Origin of the sequence: Sphingobacterium sp., from assembly GCF_039596235.1 — a bacterium.
Classification (GTDB): Bacteria; Bacteroidota; Bacteroidia; order Sphingobacteriales; family Sphingobacteriaceae; genus Sphingobacterium.
The window spans coordinates 23,588-48,310 of record NZ_JBCNKE010000002.1; the positions used below are offsets into that span (position 1 = coordinate 23,588).

20 protein-coding genes are annotated in these 24,723 nt (G+C 41.2%); 16 read left to right on the forward strand and 4 right to left on the reverse strand.

Annotation, left to right across the window (positions count from 1 at the left end; genetic code table 11):
* Nucleotide 1: 1 nt before the first annotated feature.
* A complete protein-coding gene (locus ABDW32_RS04150; protein ID WP_343559719.1) occupies nucleotides 2-3,157 on the reverse strand; it encodes a two-component regulator propeller domain-containing protein in 3,156 nt (1,051 codons plus the stop codon).
* 171 nt (nucleotides 3,158-3,328) lie between these two features.
* On the opposite strand from ABDW32_RS04150, the gene ABDW32_RS04155 reads away from it, so the two are divergent.
* From ABDW32_RS04155 to ABDW32_RS04170, 4 genes are all read left to right on the forward strand, one after another.
* Nucleotides 3,329-4,492 (forward strand): aldose epimerase family protein, encoded by a 1,164-nt coding sequence (locus ABDW32_RS04155; RefSeq protein ID WP_343559721.1) that lies wholly within the window; start codon nucleotides 3,329-3,331, stop codon nucleotides 4,490-4,492.
* 158 nt (nucleotides 4,493-4,650) lie between these two features.
* The gene (locus tag ABDW32_RS04160) at nucleotides 4,651-6,696 is read left to right on the forward strand and encodes a beta-L-arabinofuranosidase domain-containing protein (protein WP_343559725.1); all 2,046 of its coding nucleotides are present in this window, start codon (nucleotides 4,651-4,653) and stop codon (nucleotides 6,694-6,696) included.
* Between the two features lie 29 nt (nucleotides 6,697-6,725).
* Nucleotides 6,726-8,570, forward strand: a complete 1,845-nt coding sequence (locus ABDW32_RS04165) for a sugar-binding domain-containing protein (RefSeq protein ID WP_343559727.1) — start codon at nucleotides 6,726-6,728, stop codon at nucleotides 8,568-8,570.
* A gap of 123 nt (nucleotides 8,571-8,693) precedes the next feature.
* A complete protein-coding gene (locus ABDW32_RS04170) occupies nucleotides 8,694-9,773 on the forward strand; it encodes a family 43 glycosylhydrolase (RefSeq protein WP_343559730.1) in 1,080 nt (359 codons plus the stop codon).
* Nucleotides 9,774-9,957: 184 nt separating this feature from the next.
* Here the strand turns inward: ABDW32_RS04170 and ABDW32_RS04175 are convergent, their stop codons facing one another.
* Nucleotides 9,958-10,905: an alpha/beta fold hydrolase gene (locus ABDW32_RS04175; RefSeq protein WP_343559733.1), complete on the reverse strand. Its 948-nt coding sequence runs from the start codon at nucleotides 10,903-10,905 to the stop codon at nucleotides 9,958-9,960.
* Between the two features lie 308 nt (nucleotides 10,906-11,213).
* Here ABDW32_RS04175 and ABDW32_RS04180 point away from each other — a divergent pair, with 308 nt between their 5' ends.
* The 8 genes from ABDW32_RS04180 to ABDW32_RS04215 all read left to right on the forward strand — a co-directional run bounded on the left by ABDW32_RS04180 (nucleotide 11,214) and on the right by ABDW32_RS04215 (nucleotide 18,721).
* A complete protein-coding gene (locus ABDW32_RS04180) occupies nucleotides 11,214-12,725 on the forward strand; it encodes an ankyrin repeat domain-containing protein (protein ID WP_343559736.1) in 1,512 nt (503 codons plus the stop codon).
* Between the two features lie 4 nt (nucleotides 12,726-12,729).
* Nucleotides 12,730-13,215, forward strand: coding sequence for a DUF2271 domain-containing protein (locus tag ABDW32_RS04185; protein WP_343559738.1), 486 nt, complete (start codon nucleotides 12,730-12,732; stop codon nucleotides 13,213-13,215).
* Nucleotides 13,216-13,221: 6 nt separating this feature from the next.
* Entirely contained in the window at nucleotides 13,222-15,420 is a 2,199-nt protein-coding gene (locus tag ABDW32_RS04190; RefSeq protein ID WP_343559741.1) for a PepSY domain-containing protein, read from the forward strand.
* A gap of 41 nt (nucleotides 15,421-15,461) precedes the next feature.
* The gene (locus ABDW32_RS04195) at nucleotides 15,462-16,442 is read left to right on the forward strand and encodes an FAD:protein FMN transferase (protein ID WP_343559743.1); all 981 of its coding nucleotides are present in this window, start codon (nucleotides 15,462-15,464) and stop codon (nucleotides 16,440-16,442) included.
* Nucleotides 16,443-16,709: 267 nt separating this feature from the next.
* Entirely contained in the window at nucleotides 16,710-17,267 is a 558-nt protein-coding gene (locus tag ABDW32_RS04200; protein ID WP_343559747.1) for an RNA polymerase sigma factor, read from the forward strand.
* A gap of 10 nt (nucleotides 17,268-17,277) precedes the next feature.
* The gene (locus ABDW32_RS04205; protein WP_343559749.1) at nucleotides 17,278-17,616 is read left to right on the forward strand and encodes a hypothetical protein; all 339 of its coding nucleotides are present in this window, start codon (nucleotides 17,278-17,280) and stop codon (nucleotides 17,614-17,616) included.
* 257 nt (nucleotides 17,617-17,873) lie between these two features.
* A complete protein-coding gene (locus tag ABDW32_RS04210; protein ID WP_343559752.1) occupies nucleotides 17,874-18,167 on the forward strand; it encodes a hypothetical protein in 294 nt (97 codons plus the stop codon).
* Nucleotides 18,168-18,268: 101 nt separating this feature from the next.
* A complete protein-coding gene (locus ABDW32_RS04215; protein ID WP_343559755.1) occupies nucleotides 18,269-18,721 on the forward strand; it encodes an Hsp20/alpha crystallin family protein in 453 nt (150 codons plus the stop codon).
* A gap of 153 nt (nucleotides 18,722-18,874) precedes the next feature.
* Here the strand turns inward: ABDW32_RS04215 and ABDW32_RS04220 are convergent, their stop codons facing one another.
* Complete coding sequence (locus tag ABDW32_RS04220) at nucleotides 18,875-19,456, reverse strand: DUF4126 domain-containing protein (RefSeq protein WP_343559758.1); 582 nt, start codon at nucleotides 19,454-19,456, stop codon at nucleotides 18,875-18,877.
* A gap of 268 nt (nucleotides 19,457-19,724) precedes the next feature.
* On the opposite strand from ABDW32_RS04220, the gene katG reads away from it, so the two are divergent.
* Nucleotides 19,725-22,004: a catalase/peroxidase HPI gene (gene katG, locus ABDW32_RS04225; RefSeq protein WP_343559760.1), complete on the forward strand. Its 2,280-nt coding sequence runs from the start codon at nucleotides 19,725-19,727 to the stop codon at nucleotides 22,002-22,004.
* Between the two features lie 146 nt (nucleotides 22,005-22,150).
* Here the strand turns inward: katG and ABDW32_RS04230 are convergent, their stop codons facing one another.
* The gene (locus tag ABDW32_RS04230) at nucleotides 22,151-22,897 is read right to left on the reverse strand and encodes a DUF2071 domain-containing protein (RefSeq protein ID WP_343559763.1); all 747 of its coding nucleotides are present in this window, start codon (nucleotides 22,895-22,897) and stop codon (nucleotides 22,151-22,153) included.
* Nucleotides 22,898-23,101: 204 nt separating this feature from the next.
* Here ABDW32_RS04230 and ABDW32_RS04235 point away from each other — a divergent pair, with 204 nt between their 5' ends.
* The 3 genes from ABDW32_RS04235 to hypB all read left to right on the forward strand — a co-directional run bounded on the left by ABDW32_RS04235 (nucleotide 23,102) and on the right by hypB (nucleotide 24,674).
* Nucleotides 23,102-23,500, forward strand: coding sequence for a hypothetical protein (locus ABDW32_RS04235; RefSeq protein WP_343559766.1), 399 nt, complete (start codon nucleotides 23,102-23,104; stop codon nucleotides 23,498-23,500).
* 87 nt (nucleotides 23,501-23,587) lie between these two features.
* Nucleotides 23,588-23,932: a hydrogenase maturation nickel metallochaperone HypA gene (locus ABDW32_RS04240; RefSeq protein WP_343559768.1), complete on the forward strand. Its 345-nt coding sequence runs from the start codon at nucleotides 23,588-23,590 to the stop codon at nucleotides 23,930-23,932.
* A 13-nt stretch (nucleotides 23,933-23,945) separates the two neighbouring features.
* Nucleotides 23,946-24,674: a hydrogenase nickel incorporation protein HypB gene (gene hypB, locus ABDW32_RS04245; protein ID WP_343559770.1), complete on the forward strand. Its 729-nt coding sequence runs from the start codon at nucleotides 23,946-23,948 to the stop codon at nucleotides 24,672-24,674.
* Nucleotides 24,675-24,723: the final 49 nt, after the last annotated feature.

Here is a 24,723-nt window from a genome sequence, read left to right on the forward strand (position 1 = left end):
ATTATTGGTTTGAGTTGTGGTTTAGCGGTAACTTTAGGCGGAATACATTCCATCGAAAATTTTCAACATCATACACTAAACTGCCCTGATGTTTTAAGACCAGGGATCTCGTTAACGCCAGGCCTAAACCACTGCCTGGAATGTTCTTGTTTTGTTTTAAGCGATTGAATGGTTCGAAAATTCTTTCCCTTTCCTCCGAAGGAATTAATGCGCCATCGTTTTTCACGGTCAATATAGCAATATTTTTCTGTTTATCCACCGCTAAATTCACTTCAATGACCTGTGAAGAGTATTTTAGTGCATTACTGAACAAGTTAGAACAGATCTTATCAAAGGCATCTATCGCAACGAATCCAATGATATCGGGACTGATGGAAACTTGCATGCTCTTTCCCTGCGCTTGAATAGTGACACCAAAATCGTTGCTGATTTTTTGTACCATCTGACTAATATTCGCCAGCTCAAAATCTAATTTAAAACCTTCAGTTTCGACCTGTCTAAAATCCAGTAACTCATTACTGAGTGCAATTAGTTTTTCCGTATTGTTCTGCATGGTCGACAGTAGCTTATCCGTTACCGGATTGTGCTCGACTTTGGCCATGAGTTTTTCCAAAGGCGCCTTGATCAATGTTAATGGTGTACGTATCTCATGCACTACATCCGTATAAAAATTGATTTTCGCCCGATAGAGCTCCTGTTCCCGAAGATTCTGCACCGTCAGCAAATGTTGGCGGTTACGTAGTTTTATCTTTTCATTAAAATGATAAATAATAAATATAAGCAGTCCAATGAGAATCAGCGCATAGCAGATATAGGCTGGTATACTTGCCCAGATAGGCGGCAGAATAACAATTTTAAGACTTGCAGTAGTGGGAATGACATTTCCATTGGGATCTTCAGCTTTGACGGTAAAAACATAGCTTCCGGGGGCGAGTTTAGTGAAATACACCCGTTGATTGCCGGTGATATCCACCCAATTGTTATCGAGGCCTTCCATCTTATAGCTGTAATGGACAGAATGGGGAGCTTGATAATGAAGTGCTGCCACATCGAGACTAAACGACGATTCATCATGTTTCAATTGAATCTTATCCGTAAATAAAATTGATTTCGAAAGGATATGTCCGTCTGTATACTGATTGATTGCTCTGTTATTGATGTAAAGGTTGGTGACATAAATCGGAATCCGGGTATTATAATTGATCTGATTGAGTTTTTTTGGGTCGAAACGGATCAAACCATTGATTGTGCCAAAGTAAAAACGACCATCACCATCATCAAATGCAGAGTTGTAATTAAACTGAATCGAAGGTAGGCCAGATTCCAAGTTAAAAATTCTTTTTTTTCCATTCAATAGGTGATAACGGACGAGCCCTTTGGAAGTACTTACCCAAAGATTGTTTTGTTGATCTTCAAGAATGGCCAAGATCACATTACTGGGCATCCCTTCATTTATACCAATCTTTTCAAAACCTTCACCTGTGGGAATTTTTTTCGCCATACCACCTTCTGTAGCAATCCAGATCTGTTTTTTAGAATCTTCAAATAGACTATTGATACGGTTGTTCGGAAGTGAGTTCGGATTATCCTTTTGATGCGTATAATGCTTGAGATTTCCATTATTGGGATTATAGCAATATAAGCCATCTCGCCAGGTACCTAACCAGATATTTCCCTGTTTATCTTCGAGCAGAGTTGTATAAAACATATATTCCGGAACGCTGCGTATCAAATGAAACGATTTATTGGCGAAATCAAAACGATACAGACCTCGGGTGGAAGCAGCCAAAATTTCCCCCTTCTTCGTTTTATATAGGTAAAAGAGAAAGTTACTCTGTAGATCGGGATTCGGAGAACTATTTCGATCAATATGGTAAACAACTTTTTCCTGTATCGGATCGAAAATATCTAATCCATTGACGAAAGTACCAACCAATAATTTATTGTCAAAGGGCAGGATTCCATGAATATTATTGTTCGCCAGATTTCCCTTTTTCTCAGAAAAATTTTGAATCTGTCCTGAACTGGGATCTAACTTGGACAGTCCCCCATTTTCGGTTCCGATCCAGACCTTGCCTGTCGGATCTTTGGTAATGATACGTACAACAGAACCTGTTAAGCTGCCGGGTTTGTCCTGAGGTAAAAACTTTTCGATAATGCTGTTGTTCTTGTGATAGTAGTTGACTCCACCAAAGTAAGTACCGATCCAGATTCCCTGATCTTTGTCCTGCAGGATATTGTAAACCGCGTTGTCAGAAATACCCCATGGATTTTCCGGTTCTTTTTGGATATTGATAAAGCTCTGGTCAGCAATTTGGTAAATAAATAAGCCTGATTCGGTCGCAAACCAATATTCCGTATCATTCGGTTGGAGGATATCCCGGACATAAAGGAATTGCTTGAGCCGGTCCGGACCAAGCATAGATTTTAGCGTTTTTTCCTTAAAATCGTAAACATAAACACCAGATTTAGAGGTGCCGATCATAAGTTCCCCCTTACGGTTCTCCGTGATTTTTTCTATACTGAACCAATCTTTTGAACCATATTTTACCTGAAAATCCAATAAGAGTGAGGGTTGGTCCGAACTATTGATCTGGAAGATTTTACCTTCTGGAGTACCATAGAAGATGGTTCCATTTTTTGTACAGCTTACTGCGGTAATATAAAGATCAGCTGTGGTAATCTGTTTGATTTCGTTGTTGATCAGATTGTGGTAGTAGAGCATCCCATTGGATATAAACCAGATCCTCTTTCTTTGGTCCGTAATGATAACGGGTACATCCGCATGCTCAAACTGTTTGCTTAATAACTTAAACTGTTCATCGATGGGATTGTAACAATAGATCCCCTGATCCGTACCAATCCAGATTCTTTTTTTGAAATCCTCCTTGAGGGAGATAATGTTATTGCCGCCTAAACTATTCTTGTCGGAAGCCGAGGAATCAAAATGTTTGAAACTATTTCCATCAAATCGATTTAAGCCATCCTTCGTGCCAAACCAGAGAAATCCATAACTATCTTGCATACTACAGATCACCGCATTGTTTGAAAGCCCTTCATTGATCTGATAATGGTTGAAGTAATAGGGTTGTGCCTGGATCAGAAAAGGAAACAGCAACAAGAAAGATAGAAAAAGGATCGGCTTTAGGTTGATCATGATCATTTGGTTATTGATACAAAATAGCTCAAAATTGAAACAATTTAATCCCAAAAAAATAAAAAAAATTAGGATTTTAGTATTTGTATTGTAACCAATAAAATTATAAAAAATATAGAAAACAACACATTTGTCATTCAATAAAGATTATAAACCATTAAATCATAACAAATGAAAGGAAAATTGATGTTGCTGGGTATTTCCGGTATACTTAGCTATTATTGCCTGTCTTGTCAGCAAACGAATAGTTCAAAAATCACCCCAAACGACACTGTAGCAGCCTTGATGGACACTTCATCATTTAGCACAACGATTGATACGAAAAAAGTCTATTTATACGAATTAACAAATAAGAATGGTGTACAGGCCTATTTTACAAATTATGGAGCACGCCTGGTAGGCCTTTGGGTGCGCGACAACAAGGGAGAATTGTGTGATGTGGTTTTGGGATTCGCGAAGGCCAGTGATTACAATAATCCCAAAGAACCCTTTTTTGGAACAATTGTGGGGCCTTTTGGCAATCGGATTGCAAAAGGGAAATTTAAATTGGATGACAAAAGCTATACATTGGCGGTGAATAATGGCCCGAATACCTTGCATGGCGGTTTTAAGGGCGTACATTTTGCACATTGGACCTTAAAGAAGGCTGATCAATCTTCCCTTACTTTCGCCTATACCTTACCGGATGGACAGGAGGGCTTTCCAGGCAATATTCAGATGGAAGTTACCTATTCGCTGAATGACAACAATGAACTGATGATTGCTTACCGTGCCGAAACCGATAAAAAGACTGTCATTAACTTAACGAATCACGCTTACTTTAATCTGAACGGTGAGGGTAGTGGTACAATACTGGACCATCAACTTCAATTGTTTGCCAATCAATATACACCTGTTGACAGTACATTGATACCAACCGGCCAATTGGTAGCGGTGAAGGGGACTCCTTTTGATTTTACTTCGCCCAAAGCGATCGGAAAAGATATCAATATCAACGATAAGCAACTCGGTTATGGAAAAGGTTATGACCATAACTTTGTCTTGAACAAAGAAAAAGAAGGGGAGTGGTATAAAGCTGCACATGTTGTAGGGGATAAATCCGGTATTGTGATGGATATTTTGACAAGTGAACCGGGGATCCAATTCTATAGTGGCAATTTTATGAATGAGCAAGTGCAGTTGAAAAACGGGAAAAAGGATGCTTTCCGAACAGCTTTCTGTCTCGAACCACAGCATTTTCCTGACGCCCCAAATCAACCCAAGTTTCCAACAACAGTTGTAAGCCCGGGACAAGTTTATCAAACGAAATCACTGTATCGTTTTTCGGTAAAATAATACATATTTATAATGATTGGTTTTGGAAGTACATCTCGATAGAGATGTGCTTCCTTTTATTGATACAAATAGGCAGTGTTTTGAGAAAAATCAATCATCCAACTCATTGATTAAAACTTAAATTTGGATAATCAGTTATAAAACTAATCAAGCCAATCATGACGAAAAAACTAGGCCTATTATCTTATTTAATTGGGATTTGTTTTCTAAGTTCAGCGCAAAGCAGTGCTGTAATCGCTGTTGATCAGCTGCCAGTTGAAGGGAAGAATCTAAACTATATTAATAACCGTTTACCGTTAAAGCAGAATGCCCTGCTGAAACTACCTGTTGGTAGCATTGTTCCTCAAGGTTGGTTGGGAAAATATTTGGAATTACAGAAAAACGGCCTTACCGGACATTTGGGTGAGATTAGTGCATGGTTATCCAAAAAAAACAATGCCTGGTTGAGTTCGGATGGAAAAGGTGATTACGGCTGGGAGGAAGTTCCCTATTGGTTGAAAGGTTATGCAAATCTGGGCTATATTCTGAAAGATCCTAAAATAATAGCGGAATCAAAAATATGGTTGGAAGCAGCAATTAAAAGCCAAAGGCCAGATGGTTATTTTGGCCCCCTGATCCTGCGCAATAATAAACCGGATTTATGGGGTAATATGATTATGCTTTGGTGTCTGCAGTCCTATTACGAATATAGTGCTGATCAGCGTGTTCTGACCTTGATGACCAATTATTTTAGGTGGCAGGCAAGTTTACCGGATAGTTTTTTTCTAAAAGATTATTGGGAGAACAGTCGTGGTGGAGACAATTTATTGTCAGTCTATTGGCTTTATAATAGGACACAAGGGAATGAATGGTTGATGGACTTGGCCGATAAAATCCATCGCAATACAGCAAATTGGCGACAAAAGAATGATTTACCCAATTGGCACAATGTCAATATCGCACAGTGTTTCAGGGAACCGGCTACCTACTATCTTAAGAGCCAATCAAATGACGACCTGAAGGCGACCTATGCTAATTTTCACTTTGTCAGACAGGTATTCGGTCAGGTGCCGGGTGGCATGTTTGGTGCTGATGAAAATGCCCGCCCAGGGTATACCGACCCTAGGCAAGGCGTCGAAACCTGTGGTATGGTTGAACAAATGGCTTCCAATGAGATCCTGCTGGGGATAACAGGAGATCCTTTTTGGGCTGATCATGCCGAAGATGTGGCCTTCAATACCTATCCCGCAGCCGTAACTGCCGATTTTAAGGCACTACGTTATATTACCAGCCCCAATATGAGCATTAGCGATAGCCACAATCATGCTCCGGGCATTGATAACAATGGTCCATTTTTGATGATGAATCCATTTAGTTCACGTTGTTGCCAGCACAACCATAGTCAGGGATGGCCGTATTATGCGGAGCATCTCTATATGGCAACAAACGATAATGGTGTTGCCGCGGTATTATATGCTGCATCCAATGCGGATATTAAGGTCGGAAATAATCAAAAGATCCGAATTCAACAAAGCTCTAATTATCCATTTGAAGAAGCTATTCGCTTTGTCATCGGAACAAATGGAAAGACAATTGATTTCCCATTTTACTTACGGATTCCGGCTTGGGCAAAACAGGCGCAGATCAAAATTAATGGAAAGACAGAAAAGGTTGAATTGGGGGCAAAGTATATCCGGATTGATCGAAAATGGAAAGATAACGATCAGGTTGAACTTTCGCTGCCGATGTCCATTGTATTGAATACCTGGACAGCGAATAAAAATGCGGTGAGTATCCAACGGGGACCATTGACCTACGCTTTGAAAATCAAGGAGAAATATGTGCAGAAGGATAGTAAAGCTTCAGCCATTGGCGATTCAAAATGGCAGGAAACCGCTGATCCGGCCAAATGGCCTTCCTATGAGATCCTTCCGGCAAGTGATTGGAATTATGGTCTTGTTCAAAATCAGTTAACAGCACCGGATCAATTGAAGGTGGTCAAGCGGGCTTGGCCAAAAGATGCCTTTCCGTTCGAAGCAGATGCAGTACCCATTTCCATTATGGTCAAAGCAAAAAAAGTTGATGGTTGGAAAATTGATGAAAATGGATTGACAGGGGTATTGCCATTGAGCCCTGTAGCGAGTCAAGCTGCGGTACAGGAAGTAGAATTGATTCCTATGGGTGCCGCCCGTTTACGTATTGCGGCATTTCCAACAGTAAAGTAATTAATGATATAAATGACATAACGATTTTTATGATGAAGAAAACCTTATTTTTTGCCAGTCTGATGATGGCTGCTCAACTGAATTTTGCGCAGGAGTGGAAACCTGTTGGTTCACGCATTCTGACGCCCTGGGGCGAAAAAGTAACAGCCGAAAAGCCCCATCCAGAATACCCAAGACCACAATTGGTGAGAAGTAATAACTGGCAAAATTTAAACGGCTTATGGAAATATGCCATTACCCCGGCAAATACAAAAGAAATTCCTCAGCACTGGGATGGAAATATTTTGGTTCCTTATGCCATAGAATCGGCGCTTTCTGGGGTAGGTAAGGAAGTTGGCAAGGATAAGGCCCTGTGGTATACGAATACGGTTACCTTGGACAAATCTGTCAACAAAAACAATGTGTTGCTCCATTTTGGCGCGGTGGACTGGCAATGTGATGTCTATGTAAATAACCAATTTGTCGGAAGACATGAAGGTGGTTTCGATCCTTTTACAATGGATGTGACCTCTTATCTCAAAAAAGGAGCTAAGCAGGAAATTGCCCTTCGCGTATGGGATCCTACCGATGATGGGCCACAGCCACGCGGTAAACAGGTTAACCGTCCCAATGGTATCTGGTATACACCCGTTACAGGGATATGGCAAACGGTATGGTTGGAGAGCGTACCAAAGTCTTATATTGTGAAAACAAAACAGACACCAAAATTAGATGAAGGTGTACTTGCCTTTCAGGCTACAGTAGCAGGTAGTCAGGCAGGGGATGAAATCAAAGTTCGCGCACTAAATGGAACGCAAGTGATTAAAGAGCAAGTGGGGTTACCAAATGCGGATTTTGAACTTTCTGTCCACAATTTGGAAGCCTGGTCACCGGGTAATCCAAAACTTTATGACCTGGAAATTCAGTTACTTCGCAAGGGTAAGGTCATTGATCAGGCAAAAAGCTATTTTGCCATGCGTAAGATTTCAATGGAAAAAGACGAAAATGGAATACAACGCATGCTGTTGAACAACAAGTTTACCTTTCAATATGGACCACTTGATCAGGGCTGGTGGCCCGACGGCTTGCATACAGCCCCTACGGATGAAGCTTTAAAATTTGATGTGATCAAGACAAAAGAAATGGGTTTCAATATGATCCGTAAGCATATCAAGGTTGAGCCTGCGCGCTGGTATCACTATTGCGATAGCATTGGTATGCTTGTGTGGCAGGATATGCCAAGTGGTGACCTAGGGGGAAATCATTGGGATATGCAACCTGGAAAAATATCAGGTGGAAATCGGGATAAAGCACGTTCGCAGGAGTCTGAAGGATACTACCGAAAAGAATGGAAGACCATTATGGATGTGCTGCACAATTACCCGAGCATTGTGATTTGGGTACCTTTTAATGAAGCCTGGGGGCAGTTTAAGACAAAGGAGATTACCGAATGGACAATGGCCAATGATCCTTCCCGATTGGTAAACAGCGCCAGCGGTGGTAATTTTATGGAAACAGGTCATATATTGGATATACATAATTATCCAGATGCAGCCATGCCGGATCCAAAATTATTTGGAGCGAAACAGGTACTCGCACTGGGCGAATTTGGTGGACTGGGGCTGCCGATCGATGGTCATTCCTGGCAGCAAAAGGATAACTGGGGGTACCAGAGCTTTAAAAATAAAACCGAACTTCTCGAACGATATAAGCAACTCATCCGTGATCTGACCCGACTTATCCCCATGGGATTGTCAGCTGCAGTTTATACACAGACGACAGATGTGGAGGTGGAGACCAATGGTTTAATGACTTATGATCGTAAGGTGGTAAAAATGCCTGAAGCGGAATTAAATACGGCCCATCAGGCCCTATATCAAGCGCCAACGAAGTAAGTCAGTCAATGCTTGGACTCCATCAATTCCATCAACGGAGGCTGTAGCGGCTTAGAAATAATTTTCGAGATACAATGTGTGGAAGTATCGTGATAAAATAAAAATAATAAAATGTTGCAGTCAATGTTGCTAAAATATTGGAGTGGAGTTTTGTGCCTGTGCCTGTTGAACTCCTGTAAAAGTTCTTCAGGTTCAGGTGCGCAAGCTGTACAGACTACAGGGGCGTCCGTAAAGAAGACAACCTACATAAATCCTGTTTTTGAACCGATACTTGCGGATCCCACGGTGGTACTTAATCCGCGGAATAAATTATTTTATGCTTATGGAACGGCGGACAACTGGGGTGATGGCAAAGGACAGCGTCTAGTTTCTATTTTGCAATCCAAAGATTTGGTGCATTGGACCTGGATCGGGACAGCGTTTTCGGCTAAACCAAACTGGAAGTCAGCAGGTGGGATCTGGGCACCTGATGTGGTATTGTTAAATGGAAAATATGTGATGTACTATGCGTACTCCACCTGGGGAGACCCTAATCCAGGTATCGGAGTAGCTGTAGCGGACAAACCCGAAGGGCCATTTATAGATCGGGGCAAGCTGTTCGACAGTAAATCGATCGATGTGCCTAATTCGATAGATCCCTATTTTTTTAGGGAAAAGGACCATAACTACCTCTTCTGGGGAAGTTTTAGCGATGCCGCTACGCAAGGTACTTATGGAGTACCTCTGGATAAAGATGGGGCGCAAGTACCAGATTTAAATAAGAAATTTAAAGTTGCGGCTGGCGATTTTGAAGCGGTGGTGATCCATAAAAGAAAAAACTATTATTACTTTATCGGTTCGAAGGGCTCCTGTTGCGAAGGTGAAAAAAGTAGTTACCACGTACTCGTTGGCCGATCGAAAAAGTTGATGGGACCTTATTTGGATCGGGAAGGCCGTGATTTGGCCCAGAGGGGAAATGGAACCTTACTGTTGAGGGGTAATGATAAATTTGTCGGGACAGGGCATACCTCCAGGATTATAACCGATGATAAGGGGAATGACTGGTTGCTGTATCATGCCATGGATCCTAAACGGCCACGCGTTTCTACAGGTGGGAATCGGCGCATGCTATTGTTGGATCAGGTAATCTGGACAGAAGATTGGCCGAGGATTGAAGGCGAGACAAGCAGTGTCGTCGCGAAAAAGGCTCCCATATTTAAATAGATCTTAAAGTAATAGTTGATTAACTTTATAACCGTAATTGGGCAAAGACTTCGTCCCCATTGCAGTTTCCCTCAGAAAATATACATGCTGAATCAAATGCAAGGATATTGTTAACCTGATTATTTCTTCGTATTTGCTGCTAAAATATGTCAATGAACCAATCCGCAGATACTTTGGGCGACGATTAGTTTAAATGCTCGTCAAGCCAATGATCAATGAACTGAAAGACTTCTTCCTTGCAATCTTCATTGAGTATTTCGTGACGCATGCCTTCATAGAGTTTTACAGTAATATCGGCCTGTCCCTGCATACGTAATTGGGCGGCAGTATCTTCCACTCCCTTCCCGAAGTCACCAATAGGGTCATCCTGTCCGCTAATAAATAATAGGGGTAAACCTTTCGGAATGCGTTTTGTCAGTTCTTTATCTGTCGCGCGTAGTGATAAACTCAATACAGTATAAAAACCATTGTTTGTAAATAAGCCACCGCATAATGGATCTTCGATAAAAGCAATGCGATTCGCTTTGTTGACACTCAGCCAATTGCTATTATTTTGATTGGGCTCACTTTTAAATCCGGCATTATTACGCTGGCTAAAAATGTTGTTAATCAATCGGCTTCGTTTTTTAGGTGCAAAGGAATTGAGCATTGCCAATAGCATACGAAAAACGGTGGATCCTTTTTGCCGTGCGCCCGTCCCGACGATTATTGCCCCTTTAAAGCGATCTCCTGCTTGTTGTAAGACACAACGGGTAACAAAAGATCCCATGGAATGCCCTAAGATAAAATGCGGTTGATCGGGATAGCCTTGTTGCAAGACAGCGCTCATTGTTAAGGCATCCTGTACCAATTGTTCCGCAGGATCAGATTGTTGAAAATACCCTAATCCATCTGTATTAACGGCCGTCTTTCCATGCCCCAACTGATCATAGCTGAGTACAGCAAAACCACGGTCAGCCAGATGATCGGCAAGCATTTGATACCGGCCACTATGTTCCTGCATGCCATGAACAATCAATATTGTCGCTAATACCTTTTGGTGCACAGGTTCAAATATACTGTAGAAGAGTTTATGGCTTAGTCTACCCTCAAAAGAACTTATTGGAAAAAGATTGGACGATACCGTATTCATTATGCCGCTTCCTTAGTATTAGTGTAAACTAAGATAATTTTGTTGGATTTGCAAGTCGGGCTTGTGGGGTTTGGATAAAAAATTCTAAAGAGATGTATAATGAGCAAATTTAACCCGTATTAATTTTTTAGTATCAGAATATTTTTTAGATTTGCAGTAATTTAGAATTAATTTAAATAAGAGATTAGTTCTTCGGTTTAATATTTGTATCCAGCTGAGGTTAGCAAGATCCATACGATATTCACAAGCAGCTAGCAAGAATAGCGATCGTTCATGATGACTTCATTATCAATAAAAAATACGTTCTAATGAAAAAGACACTTTTAGCAGCTTTACTTTTGGCGGCATCTTATGCCCAAGCACAAACAAACTCGTTGATGAATGGTGAGTTTTGGAAAGGTAAACCTACTTTGGCTACCGTTAAGGAGGAAATTACAAAAGGAAATAGCCCTTCACAACCCAATGCGGCATCTTTTGATCCCGTAACGATGGCAATCCTAAATGGAGCTCCGACAGATGTTGTCAAATTCATGATTGAACAGGAAGGGAACAGTGTAACGAAGAAAACCCACCATAGCCGGAGTTACCTGCATTGGGCTGCTTCAAGTGGTAATGCTGAGTTGGTGGATTATCTTATTGCAAAAGGTTCCGATGTAAACTACCAGGATAGCCATGGCTACCCGATCGTTGCCTATGCTGCGTCGACGGGAAATACCAATACCGCTGTCTATGATGCTTTATTTAAAGCTGGAGTAGACCCAAAACAAAAATATGAAGGTGGAGCTACGTTAATGATGCTGGCGGCTTCTGCGGATAAAGATCTTACATTGACGGATTACTTTATCAAGAAGGGACTTTCTATACAAGATAAAGATGAGTACGGCCGTGTCGTTACGGATTATGCGGCGAAATTAGGTAACATGCCGTTGGTCGAAAAGTTTATCGCCCGTGGTGTAAAACCAACAAATAATGCCTTGTTTTTTGCTACACAAGGATCTAGACAAGCATCAAATGGACTGGAGACTTATACTTATTTGGTGGAGAAACTTAAATTGGACCCTAAATTCATCAATAAAGACGGTGCGACTTTATTACATGCGCTTGTACGCCGTCCAGATATGGCGGTGATCGATTACTTTTTAAATAAGGGAGTTGATGTTGCAAAAGCGGATAATGAAGGCAATACAGCGCTTATGGTTGCGGCGAATGGCAAAGACGCAAAATTAGTGGAACTATTACTTTCCAAAGCAAAGAATGTGAATGCTGTGAATGAAAAAGGTGAATCTGCATTGACTAATGCTGTGGGTAATGGTACAGCTGAGATTGCAGCACTCTTGATTAAAAATGGTGCCGATGCGAAATTATTGGACAAAGATGGTAATAACTTAGCTGTTTACTGGTTTAATTCATTCAAAGAAGCCCCACAGGGTGGACGCCCACAACAGGCTGCGCAATCCAATAGCCCTCAGGTGGATGATTTTAAAGAAAAATTAGTAGTTCTTAAAGCGGGGGGATTGGATGTTGCCGCACCACAGAAAGACGGTAGCACGCTCTATCACCTCGCTGTTGCTAAAGAAAGCGCAAACCTGATTCGGAAAGCAAGCGAACTGGGTGCAAATATCAATGCTCAGGATAAAGAGGGGACCACTGCACTACATAAAGCAGCTTTGATTGCCAAAGACGATTCATTATTGAAAACACTGGTTGCGTTGGGAGCAAAAAAAGAACTGAAAACCGAATTTGATGAAACTGCATACGACTTGGCAAAAGAAAATGACTTTTTGTCAAAAGGAAATGTACAGTTGGACTTTTTAAAATAATAAGATGAATACTATAATTAAGATCGCACTAATCACACTTTTGTTTTTTTCAGTTTCTATCAGCACATTTGCCCAAACGGGTAAGTATAAATGTATGATCCAAATGAACGCCTATCAGGGGGAGGGAGCTTATGTTGTTATTTCACTCATCAATCCGAAGGGAGCATACGAAAAAACACTTGCCGTATTGGGACCAGACAAACAATGGTATAACACATTGAAAGAATGGTATAAATTTCAGGCTAAAACCAAAGAAAAGCTGAGTGCAGTGACCGGTGCTTCCGTTGGTGGCGGTGATCGTGCGATGCGTACATTGGAAATAGATGAGTCTAAATTTAACAAAGGGTATAAACTTCGTTTTGAATCCGCTGTCGAAGAACAGAAATATCATACTGCAGATGTAGAGATCCCATTAACAAAAGAGGCTATCACTGAAAAAGCAAATGGTAAGGGATACATTAAGCTTGTCAAATTAAATAAAGTACAATAAGAAAAAATGTTGGTATCTATCTGGAGGTATGCACATTTAGCCTTAGCTCTTGTTTCTTCTGTTTTTTTACTATTATTATCGATCACGGGAGTAATTTTAGCCATTGACGCCATCAATGAAAAAATACCGCCCTATCGAATAGAAAATATAGATTCTTTGGATCTTTCGCAGACCATTACTGGTCTGCGAAAGGTCTATCCTGAAATTATTGAAATCTCGGTTGACCACAATCAATTTGTGAGCATTGACGCCATAGATGCTGATGGAAATACTGTAAAAGGATATATTGATCCGCAAAACGGTAAATATCTGGGTGCGCAAAAGAACAAAACACAGTTTGTTCAATGGATTACAGCCCTGCATCGTTCCCTATTCTTAAAGGTAACAGGCCGAATTATTATTGGCATCGCTTCTTTTCTACTATTTTTGATTACAATCTCAGGTTTGGTGCTGATTATCAAACGTCAACAGGGCGTTCGACATTTCTTTGCCAAGATCAATCGGGATTTCTTCGCACAATATTTTCATGTTGTTTCAGGGCGCTTGTTTCTGATACCCATTTTAATTTTGGCTTTGACGGGGACCTATTTATTTATGGTCCGAATCGAACTGTTAAAGAAGACAAACCAAACGGTTGAATATCCCGTGAAGGAAAATGAGACTGAGGAACTGCCGATAGCCGATTTTCCGATCTTCAAAAAAACGAAGCTTAACGATATCGTGAAGGTGGAGTTTCCTTTTTTAGAAGGAGATCCTGACGAGTATTATATCCTCAAACTGAAAGACCGCGAGTTGACCGTAAATCAATTGAACGGTGCCATACATAAAGAAGTCAAGTATCCCTTTACTTTACTTGCAGAACAATTTTCGCTCGATCTTCATACCGGCAAAACCAGCGTGATATGGGCCATCATTTTGGGGCTTGCATCACTGAATATTGTGTTTTTTATTTATACAGGTTTTGTCATAACTTTCAAACGTACGCGAACAAAGATTAAGAATAAGTATAAGGCAGCTGACGCCGAAATTGTTATTTTGGTAGGTACTGAAAATGGAAGTACCTTGTTTTTTGCCAATCAGATTCATAAACAGCTGTTGGCGGACGGTAAAAAATCACTTTTGCTTGGCATGAACCACTATCAGTATTTTCCAAAAGCAAATCATTTTTTACTGTTTACGTCCACCTACGGTCTCGGAACAGCGCCTTCCAATGCAACTCAATTTGAGAAAAAGCTATTGGCCTATCCACAACAGCAGTCGATTCATTTCTCTGTTCTCGGTTTTGGATCGAAAGCATACCCTGATTTTTGCGCTTATGCATATGCGATAGACAAGTTGCTCAGTGAGCAAGCATGGGCCTCCCGACTGATAGATCTACATACGGTCAATGACAAAAGTGTTGATGATCTGATTTCATGGGTACATCATTGGAGTGAACATACCAATATTGCCTTGGCTTCTGCTCCAGCGATATACAGCTCCAAAGTTGTTGGATTGAAGAAATTTAAAGTGATAGCCCGATCAGCTGTTTCAGAGAGCAACAGCACCTTTACACTTTTATTGAAACCTCTTGGAAAAATGAAAGTACAGTCCGGAGATTTGTTGGCCATCTATCCGGCGCAGGATCAACGGGAACGTTTCTATTCCATTGGATGTAAGGATGGGATGGTTCAATTGGTCGTCAAGCTATTTCCTGATGGTTTTGGTTCGGGATTTCTATACCAACTAAAAGCGAATCAGGTTCTGGAAGCGCGTGTCATGGCCAATCCAAGTTTTCATTTTCCAAAGGCAGCATCTGCTGTAGCCTTGATTGCAAATGGAACCGGTATTGCACCATTCTTGGGTATGATTGCAGAAAATCAGCATAAAGTACCTCTCAAACTCTATGCGGGCTTCCGCAAGAACAATGAGATGACGGCACAATATTTGGAATTTACCGATGAACAAAAAAAACTGGGACAACTGAACGATGTACAGCTGGCTTTTTCAAGGGAACAGCAGGGACAGTACGTGATGGATCTGATCCGTCAGGATGGTACGTACTTCGTTGAATTGCTCGAACAGCAGGGTTGTATCTTATTATGTGGTTCACTCCGTATGCAGCAGGATGTCGAAGCAACTTTAAATGAGCTACTGCTGGTAGGTACAGGCAAATCAATCAAGATCTACAAAGAAAATGGTCAGATCCTGACAGATTGTTATTAAACACGACAATCTTATGCTATCATTTATTTTGACAATGGGTAATGAATTCTTATAAGCAGTATCTACTGATTTCAATATTTTGGTTGATAGCCGTCGCTAACGGTTTTTCACAGGTATTGCTCAAAAAACAGGTGACCCTTATGGGGTCTGTTTTTGAGATCACCCTAGTTGATCGGGATAGCGTACAGGCCGACCAGCATATTGTCGAAGTCATTGCAGAGATTGAACGCATCGAAAACCTGATTTCGGAGTGGCGCCCAAATACGCAGATTTCGGAGGTCAACCGCAATGCAGGGATTAAACCTATTAAAGTTGACCGCGAAGTATTTGACCTGACCAAAAGGGCAATTCAATACAGCCGGAATTCACAAGGAGCCTTTGATATTAGCATTGTCGCTTTAGATAAAATATGGAAGTTTGATGGCAGTATGGATACAATGCCTTCTGCCGATGCGATCAGAAATTCAGTTGCCAAAGTTGGCTATAAACATATTATTTTGGATAGTGCTGCTTCGACTATTTTCTTGGAACTTCCGGGTATGAAGATTGGCTTTGGCTCGATCGGGAAGGGGTATGCGGCGGATCGGGGAAGGGAGATCATGAAAGCCCGTGGAATCACTGCCGGAATCGTCAATGCTTCGGGAGATCTATCGACCTGGGGCAGCCAACCCAATGGTGAGCCCTGGAAGATTGGAGTGAATAATCCCTTCAAATCACATCAGATGGTTCGGGTTCTTCGCTTGAATGAAAAGGCTGTCGCTACCTCAGGCAGCTATGAAAAATATGCCGAAATCAATGGAAAACGTTATTCTCATATTATTAATCCCATCACCGGATATCCAGCTACGGGATTGACTTCGGTAACAATCTATGGACCGTCGGCAGAGATAGCCAATGCACTGAGTACTTCCATTATGGTGCTGGGTGAAAAAGAAGGAAAGAAATTAATCCGCAATTTTCCAAATTATCGTTTTATCTTTATGACAGACAAAGGAAAGGTTGTCCGGGATAAACGCAAGTAATCCTATTGAACAACAACCTTTATGGTTATGTAAACATTATGATTTATTTATCACCGGATGAACCGAACGATTCATGAATGTGGTTTAAAACGTACAGCAGATGAATAAATCAGATAGCTGCATTACAGATGCAACCGCCAAAAGCAGCATGAAGGCCTTAAGGAGAAAATTGACTCATGAATAAAAAATTAGGCAGATGCAAATAATTTAGAGTAAAAGCGTTGTTGCTTCGTCTATGTAATTATGGACATTGCATACCAAAATCATATGGCAGAAAAAAACTCCAGATCATTTACAGATATCGTCAAAACTTATGGGGGTCAGTTGCTGCGTTTTGTAAAAGGAAAGGTCAAAAAGACGGAAGACGCCGAGGATATCTTGCAGGAAGTCTGGTATCAATTCAGCCGTTTGACCAATATGGACGAACTGGAAAATGCTGGAGCATGGTTGTATGCGGTTACGCGGAACAAGATTACAGATAGTTATCGAAAGAAGAAAGATGAGTCACTGGATGATTTAATGGCGGATGGGGAGGAAGTGGATACAGCCCTTCCGATACGTCAGTTTCTACTGGCCGATGATTCGAACAATCCTGAACTTAAATTATTTAAAGACATTTTTTGGGATGAATTGATGAAAGCTCTCGAAGAATTGCCCGAGAAACAACGTCGGGTTTTTATGCTCAATGAAATTGAAGATAAAACCTTGCAGGAGATTGCCGACATGGAAAATGAAAATCTGAAAACGATCATAAGCAGAAAGGGCTATGCGGTAAAACATCTGCGTTTACGTTTGCGGAACTTATATGAAGAATTAAAATTTTAAAAATATAGCTATGAATAGAAGAATGAGAAGACAGGGAAAAGGCAAATTCGCTTTTGTGTTTGTTGCCATTGTCATTGGAGTTTTCTTGCTGGTAGCCTTGTTGCAATATCTGTGGAATACATTGATGTGTGATATTTTCAATTTAAAGGCAATCACCTATTGGCAGGCGTTTGGCTTGTTTGTGCTATCACGCATTCTATTTGGACGTGGGTTTGGTAAGCCGGGAAGAGGCGGGTTCCGTAAAAATTTTCCCCCTGATATGGGCCGCCATGAAGATCTTTCAGAGGAGGAAAGGGAGCGCTTGCGGGAGGAATGGAAACGTCGTTTCAGTGGACGGTGTGGATTCTGAAAAAAAAAAAAGTAAATTTTTTAAAGTAAAAACCTGGTACAGGCGTCTTCTTCTATAAAGGCGCCTTTTTTTATGCCAAGAGCTGAAGAAACACGATAAAGGTAATGACAGAACGCGATGATCTGTTACCAGAGACATATAACAATTATACTGCTCGAGAAATTGACAGCGAAAAAAGTTTATAGGTTAACGAATAGAATTACCAATAAGTGGGTTGACAGATTTTGGGGTTAATGAACAATTAAATTAAAGAAAAAATGAAAAATAAAATTCGATTTATATTGCCGCGCTTGATCGCATTGACGGTAATAGTGGGTTTAGCTAGCTTGATTATGGGAGCGATCTTTAAGCTGTTACTGGTCGCAACGATCCTATTCGGAATAGGAAGCTTTGCAATGGCCAAAATGCGCAGGAGAGAAATGCGTTCATTTAAAATGGGCAAAGCTCCGGTCCATCCCGGAATGTACAGTGCTTCGAGGACGAATCGTGCAATCGTTCCTTTATACAAACAACAACGCGTTAAGAATGCGACAATTGTCCCGGTATATTAATGGCAGGACTTGTAGAAAACCATATAAATACAAGCAATAATGCAGTCCTTTGGGCTACTCGTTGCTCAATACACAATATTCATTACTAAAATAATAAAGACATGTTTAAAAGAAATCATTATTCCAGCGGATATTCAAATCAAAATAAATTTTGCGGTCAACATTTCAAAGACCGTTTTGAAAAATTTCAACAGCATTTTTTTGAAGGTGATGCGGGACATCGCGGAGAGGGACAGCAATTTGTTCCTGTAAATATTTCTGAAAATTCTGAGTTCTACGAAGTGCAGGTGTTTGCTGCCGGCCGAAAAAAAGAGCAATTTCAGGTCAGTATTAATGAAGGAATCTTAACAGTTTCCTGTACAGAAAACACAAACGATGCAGCAGATTATATCTATAAAGAGCATTTAGGTACTGCATTTGAGCGTGAATTTCAATTAAATGAACAAGTGCTTACAGATAATGTACATGCAAGTTTTGAAGACGGTGTACTTACTGTCATTCTTCCCAAGGATCTTGACAAGGTAAAAAGGCCACAAGAAGTTATCATTGACTAGGTTTGACGGATTGTAACGCTTTTATAGCGCATAGAAAAAGGGGTGTCTCCAGTGTGGACACCCCTTTTTCTTTCATTTAGTTGGTGCCCTCTGTATAACCTCTTTTCGAATACTCAATTCTAAGAAGTTTTACTTTTTGGACGCTTTTCTTTTTTATGTTTTTTTGAGCTTCTTTTGCAATTGTTTTTTTCCGAATTTCCCGAAGAAATAGTATAAGGCGAAAACGACCAGGACAGCCATAAAAGGAACAAATACTGCCAGAATAGTTAAGACGGAGGAGCCAATGGTTTCCATGGTCGAAATAATGAAATTGCCAAGACCCGCGGTTCCAATAGAGGAAGCAGCCCTTGTACCGGCCAATACCGTGCTGATCGTCGCCGCAGTTCCCCCTCCGGCAATAATGGCCGCTGACCAGCGGAAAAACGGAGAAATATCTGTAAACTGTACCGCAAATAGTAATGTTCCCGCAATCGTTGCCAACGGAATGGAAATGCTGTCCAGTATATTGTCAACAACGGGTATGTAGTAAGCGGCAACTTCAATCACCATCGCGATACTCGTCGTAATCAGCACTAAATTAGAACCCGCCCAAGCCCACTCATTTCCCACCTGAAATAATTCCAGACGACAGCCCAGGCTGAGCAAAAACAAAGGCATAAAAACTCGGAAACCGGTCGCTGCAGCCAGACTAATACCAATAAATGCACTGATTAGATATGTGGATACTTCCCCCATGACAAATGGATACTTACTTCTATCTATTAGTAGAATAAAAAAAACGTGTTTTTTGTTTTTGGAATTGTTGTAATCGCTCGAAATAAACGACCGTTTTATCGTCATTATAACTGCTTGTTATTTATAATGTTTGGTCCTGTTAATAGATTTTGATTATATTGTATCGAATCATTCGATGAGTAGGAGATGCTGTATTTGTTTAATTTTATGAAAGTAAAAGTCAAACAATTTGATCATTTAGATATTATATAATAAACTTTCTTTTAATATGGACAACAACGAAAAAGACATTAGCAAATGCCCATTTCACAATGGAACTATGCGCAACGCCGTTGCGGGAGGGGGAACCCAAAATCAAGATTGGTGGCCAAATAGACTTCGTGTGGACCTTTTGAGACAGCATGCAACGAAATCAAATCCAATGGATGAGGGCTTTGATTATGCCGAAGCCTTCAAGCAATTGGATTTGGAAGCCGTTAAGAGAGATTTACATGCCTTGATGACGGATTCACAGGATTGGTGGCCAGCAGATTTTGGACATTATGGTCCCTTATTTATTCGGATGGCCTGGCATAGTGCCGGGACCTATCGGGTCAGTGACGGCCGCGGCGGTGCTGGAACCGGACAGCAGCGTTTTGCTCCTTTGAATAGTTGGCCGGACAACGTGAGCTTGGATAAAGCGCGTCGACTCTTGTGGCCGATCAAACAAAAATATGGTAAGAACATTTCCTGGGCGGATTTACTGATTCTAACGGGAAATGTCGCACTGGAATCAATGGGATTTAAAACCTTTGGCTTTTCAGGAGGACGTGTGGACGCTTTTGAACCGGAATTGGATGTATACTGGGGATCAGAAAAAACCTGGTTAGGTGGTGATGTACGTTATGCACATGGCTCTGAAGGTGTGGTTGAATCGCATGGTGTTTTATCAGCGGATGATGATGCAGATGGCAAACAACATTCCCGCAATCTTGAAAAACCTTTAGCAGCTGTACAGATGGGATTGATCTATGTGAACCCAGAGGGGCCAGATGGAAATCCGGACCCTATTGCAGCCGCAAAAGATATTAGGGACACGTTCGGCCGTATGGCGATGGATGACGAGGAAACTGTTGCGCTAATCGCCGGCGGGCATACTTTTGGAAAAACACATGGTGCCGGACCGGCAGATAACGTTGGTAAGGAACCCGAAGCTGCAGGGATTGAACAACAAGGGCTTGGATGGAAAAGCAGTTATGGTACTGGGGTCGGTACTGATGCCATTACCAGTGGTCTGGAAGTTATCTGGACACAAAAACCGACCGAATGGACGAACCTCTTTTTTAAAAATCTTTTTGAAAATGAATGGGAGCTTACAAAAAGTCCCGCTGGTGCGCACCAATGGGTGGCAAAAGGAGCTGATTCAAGTATTCCCGATCCTTTTGACCCTAATAAAAAACGCAGACCAACGATGTTGACAACGGATCTGTCCTTGCGCTTTGATCCTGTTTACGAGAAGATTTCCCGTAAATTCTACGAAGATCAGGACGCTTTCGCAAATGCATTTTCACGTGCCTGGTTTAAATTAACACATCGTGACTTAGGTCCACGTACACGTTATCTAGGCGCAGAAGTACCAAGTGAAGAATTGTTATGGCAAGATCCTATTCCTACTGTAGATCATGTATTGGTCGATGCAAATGATGTTGAGGACTTAAAAACAACTATATTGGCTTCTGGTCTTACTATCGCAGAGTTGGTGACTACGGCATGGGCTTCGGCTTCAACATTCCGTGGTTCTGATATGCGCGGCGGTGCAAACGGAGCCCGGATTCGTTTAGCGCCCCAACGTTATTGGCAGGTCAATAACCCAACGCAGTTGCAAAAGGTGCTGACGGTGCTGGAGCAGATCCAACAGGACTTTAATCGTAAGCAACAAGGGGGTAAAAAAATATCTCTAGCCGATTTAATTGTCCTTGCCGGTGCAGCAGCAATCGAACAGGGAGCAAGAGCTGGCGGACATGCGCTCAAGGTTCCGTTTAATCCGGGACGAATGGATGCTTCTCAAGAGCAGACTGATGTGGAATCAATGGGTTATCTCGAGCCTATTGCTGATGGCTTTAGAAATTATCGGAAAGGTTCTTATACAGTTTCCACAGAATCCTTATTGATTGATAAAGCGCAATTACTGACTTTATCTGTTCCGGAATTGACCGTTTTAATCGGTGGTATGCGTGTATTACAAGCTAATTTTGATGGTTCTCAGACGGGGGTAATGACCGAACGTCCTGGACAGTTGACCAATGATTTTTTTGTGAATCTATTGGATATGGGAACAGCTTGGACTGCAATTTCGCAAGATCGGGAATTGTTTGAAGGAACGGACCGTAAAACGGGTGCAAAGAAATGGGTCGCTGGACGCGCGGATCTGGTATTTGGTTCTAACGCTGAACTAAGAGCTGTTGCTGAAATCTATGGTAGCGCTGATGCAAAAGAAAAATTCGTTAAGGATTTTATTGCTGCCTGGAATAAGGTGATGGAGTTGGATCGTTTTGATTTACACAGATAAATCCAATTGGTCACGGCCTGCTAAAATAAGCCCAAAGCACGGTAGCTGCATGATAAGCAATTGATAAGTGAGCCTGTACTGATGTGACCCCGAAAAGTTGGACAAAAACTTTTCGGGGTTCACTACACAGAAGTACAGGCTCTTTTTTATGGAGATGGGCGGTCAGGCTTGATCTGCCTCGCTTCCCAAGCGAGTACTTGTACACCTGGGGAATAGTGTATAAGCGCAATATTTTCGTTATGGAGGTGAATATCACCAGCTGTATAGTTCAACTGGCATTCCTTCAACTGCAGGGAAAACAAGGGCCATTCTGGATGATGGATGTCGAAACAATATATCCCAGCGGGTTTGTCCAGGTAAAGGCAATAGCGTTCGGTGAGCCAGGTATCAAGGCTGGATTTTAATGTAATCTCATCGGTCACCTCAAAGATCGTTTTCAACCTAAACTCCCTTTCCTGATTGAGATTGTGATACCCTTGCGCATTCCGCAGTATGGCGGACTTTTCGTAAGGTAGTCCCGACAATTTTTTTGCGACTAGGGCGGATAAGTATTTACTTGCTTCAATATTGATAAAATAGACTCCCTTTTTACCGTCCTGATCAATATAGGTACGTACATTGATCTCATAAAAGTTCGAGAGAGGTGGGAATGCAGGCAAATTTTTGGGGCGGATATTTTTCATCTTGAATGCTACCAAAGAGACATAACAGCTTCCTTGGTGCTGATCAATATGCAGTCCGGCGGGAACCAATGGACGGAGCAAATCATAATCGACCTGAAAATGTAAAAAAAGGAGATCAAGCCATTCCTGATAATATCGCCAGGGGCGAGTTGGCAGAGGCCAGGGACGATGATTATAATCTCTTAAAATTGTTTTAATTTTTTTCGCCAAAATCGTCAATTTATGCCTCTAAGATCATTTTAATCTTGCTTTAACCAAATTTTAATTTAATATATGAAGAATTATGGAATTTTCTTTGGGCTTTTCCTATTTTGTGAAATAAAATTCAAGATTTGTGCTACTTTTTGTTATTTGATCGGTAGTAACTTTGTATTGTTTTCAAAGGGAAACTTGTTACTTTGTTAGTTTACAGCTATGTGGAAGCACTTTATTTTTCTAATTACAGTTCTGTTTGTTTCATTTAAAAGTTTAAATGCAAACAGTATTGTACCGAAAAGTGACAGTTTTCACCGCGAGATTTCTTCCCTAAAAACTGAACCAAATAAAGCTGATTTTCCGCTTTCAGCCCTGCTAAAAATAGACAATCCAGATTTAGATCCTTTATACCCGTCGATGCAATCTATCGCCGAATTGGACGTCGAGAATAATCAGGATTGGTTGACAGACCGCTGGGTGGTTTTCGTTAATTTGCTCTGGCACGAATTACTGCCTTCAGCATCGCAGAACGATTACCGTTATCTGCATATTTTGGATATCGAACCGATTCCCATAGCACGGTTCCTGCTTTTTGAGCAACTGAAAATCCCATTTTAACGATTTTGAGCCTTCATGCTTAACGGAAATTGAACGAAAAATCGTATTTCTTTTCTAATTATTTTATTGATTTCTTAAAATATACCCATGCACGAGCTAAGTATAGTAAAGGATATTTTCGATACGCTGACCTCGCATTACGAGAATAGAGTAGACGATATCCAGAAAATTCAGGTGACAGCGGGACTATTGTCCAATGTGCAGCCTGTGCTGATCCAAAATGCTTTTGATGCATTTATCACTGAAAATACCCATTATAGGGATATGGAAATGGAGGTTGTGGTAAATGATATCATCGCCTATTGTGAGCACTGTCAGAAGAATTTCCCTGTTCATTTTCACCGATTTGTTTGCGATTGTGGGCAACCTTCGAGTACAATTGTTCAAGGAAATGAACTTTATATTTCCAAAGTAATTTTTAAACACGATTAAAAAATCATTTATCATGTCAGACAATACTCAAAATCCTAAAAGTTTAGGTAACCGCGTCGGTTCGGTTCAATGTGAAAATACAACCCTACATTTATTAAAAGCCAATGATTTTGTCGCCAAAAGTATCCGCGACAGGCTGAAAGATGTATGTGTGATTAATGTATGTTCTTCCCCGGGCTCTGGTAAAACAACGCTGATGCAAGAGACCGGAAAGCGCCTTTCCAAAGACCTGAACATTGCTGTTTTAGTAGGAGATCCTGAAACAGAACGTGATGCCGTCCGTATGCGTGATGTTGGAATCAATGCGTTGCAGATTGTTACCGGCGGTATGTGCCATATTGAGGCACAAATGATTTTGCAGGCCTTGGATCACATCGATATTGAAGGCATTGATTTGTTATTTATCGAAAATGTCGGAAACTTACTTTGTCCTTCGGCTTTTGACCTTGGTGAAGATTACAGGGTTACTTTATTGGCCACAACCGAAGGTGATGATAAACCCAAAAAATACCCACGTATGTTTTTGACCAGCGAATTGATGCTTGTTTCAAAAGCGGATTTGTTACCTTATGTGCCTTTCTCCGTAGATGCAGTGACAAAAGATGCACGTGAAGTCAACCCAAATTTGGAAGTGATCACAATCAGTACCTTGAACGGAGATGGCCTAGATAGCTGGTGTGACTGGTTGAAAGAGAAAGTTCAACTGAAAAAAGAACAGCAGAAAGTAGCTGCGGCGAAATAGTAAATGCGCGAAAGTGATCAACGATTGGATAGAACGATGTTGATCACAG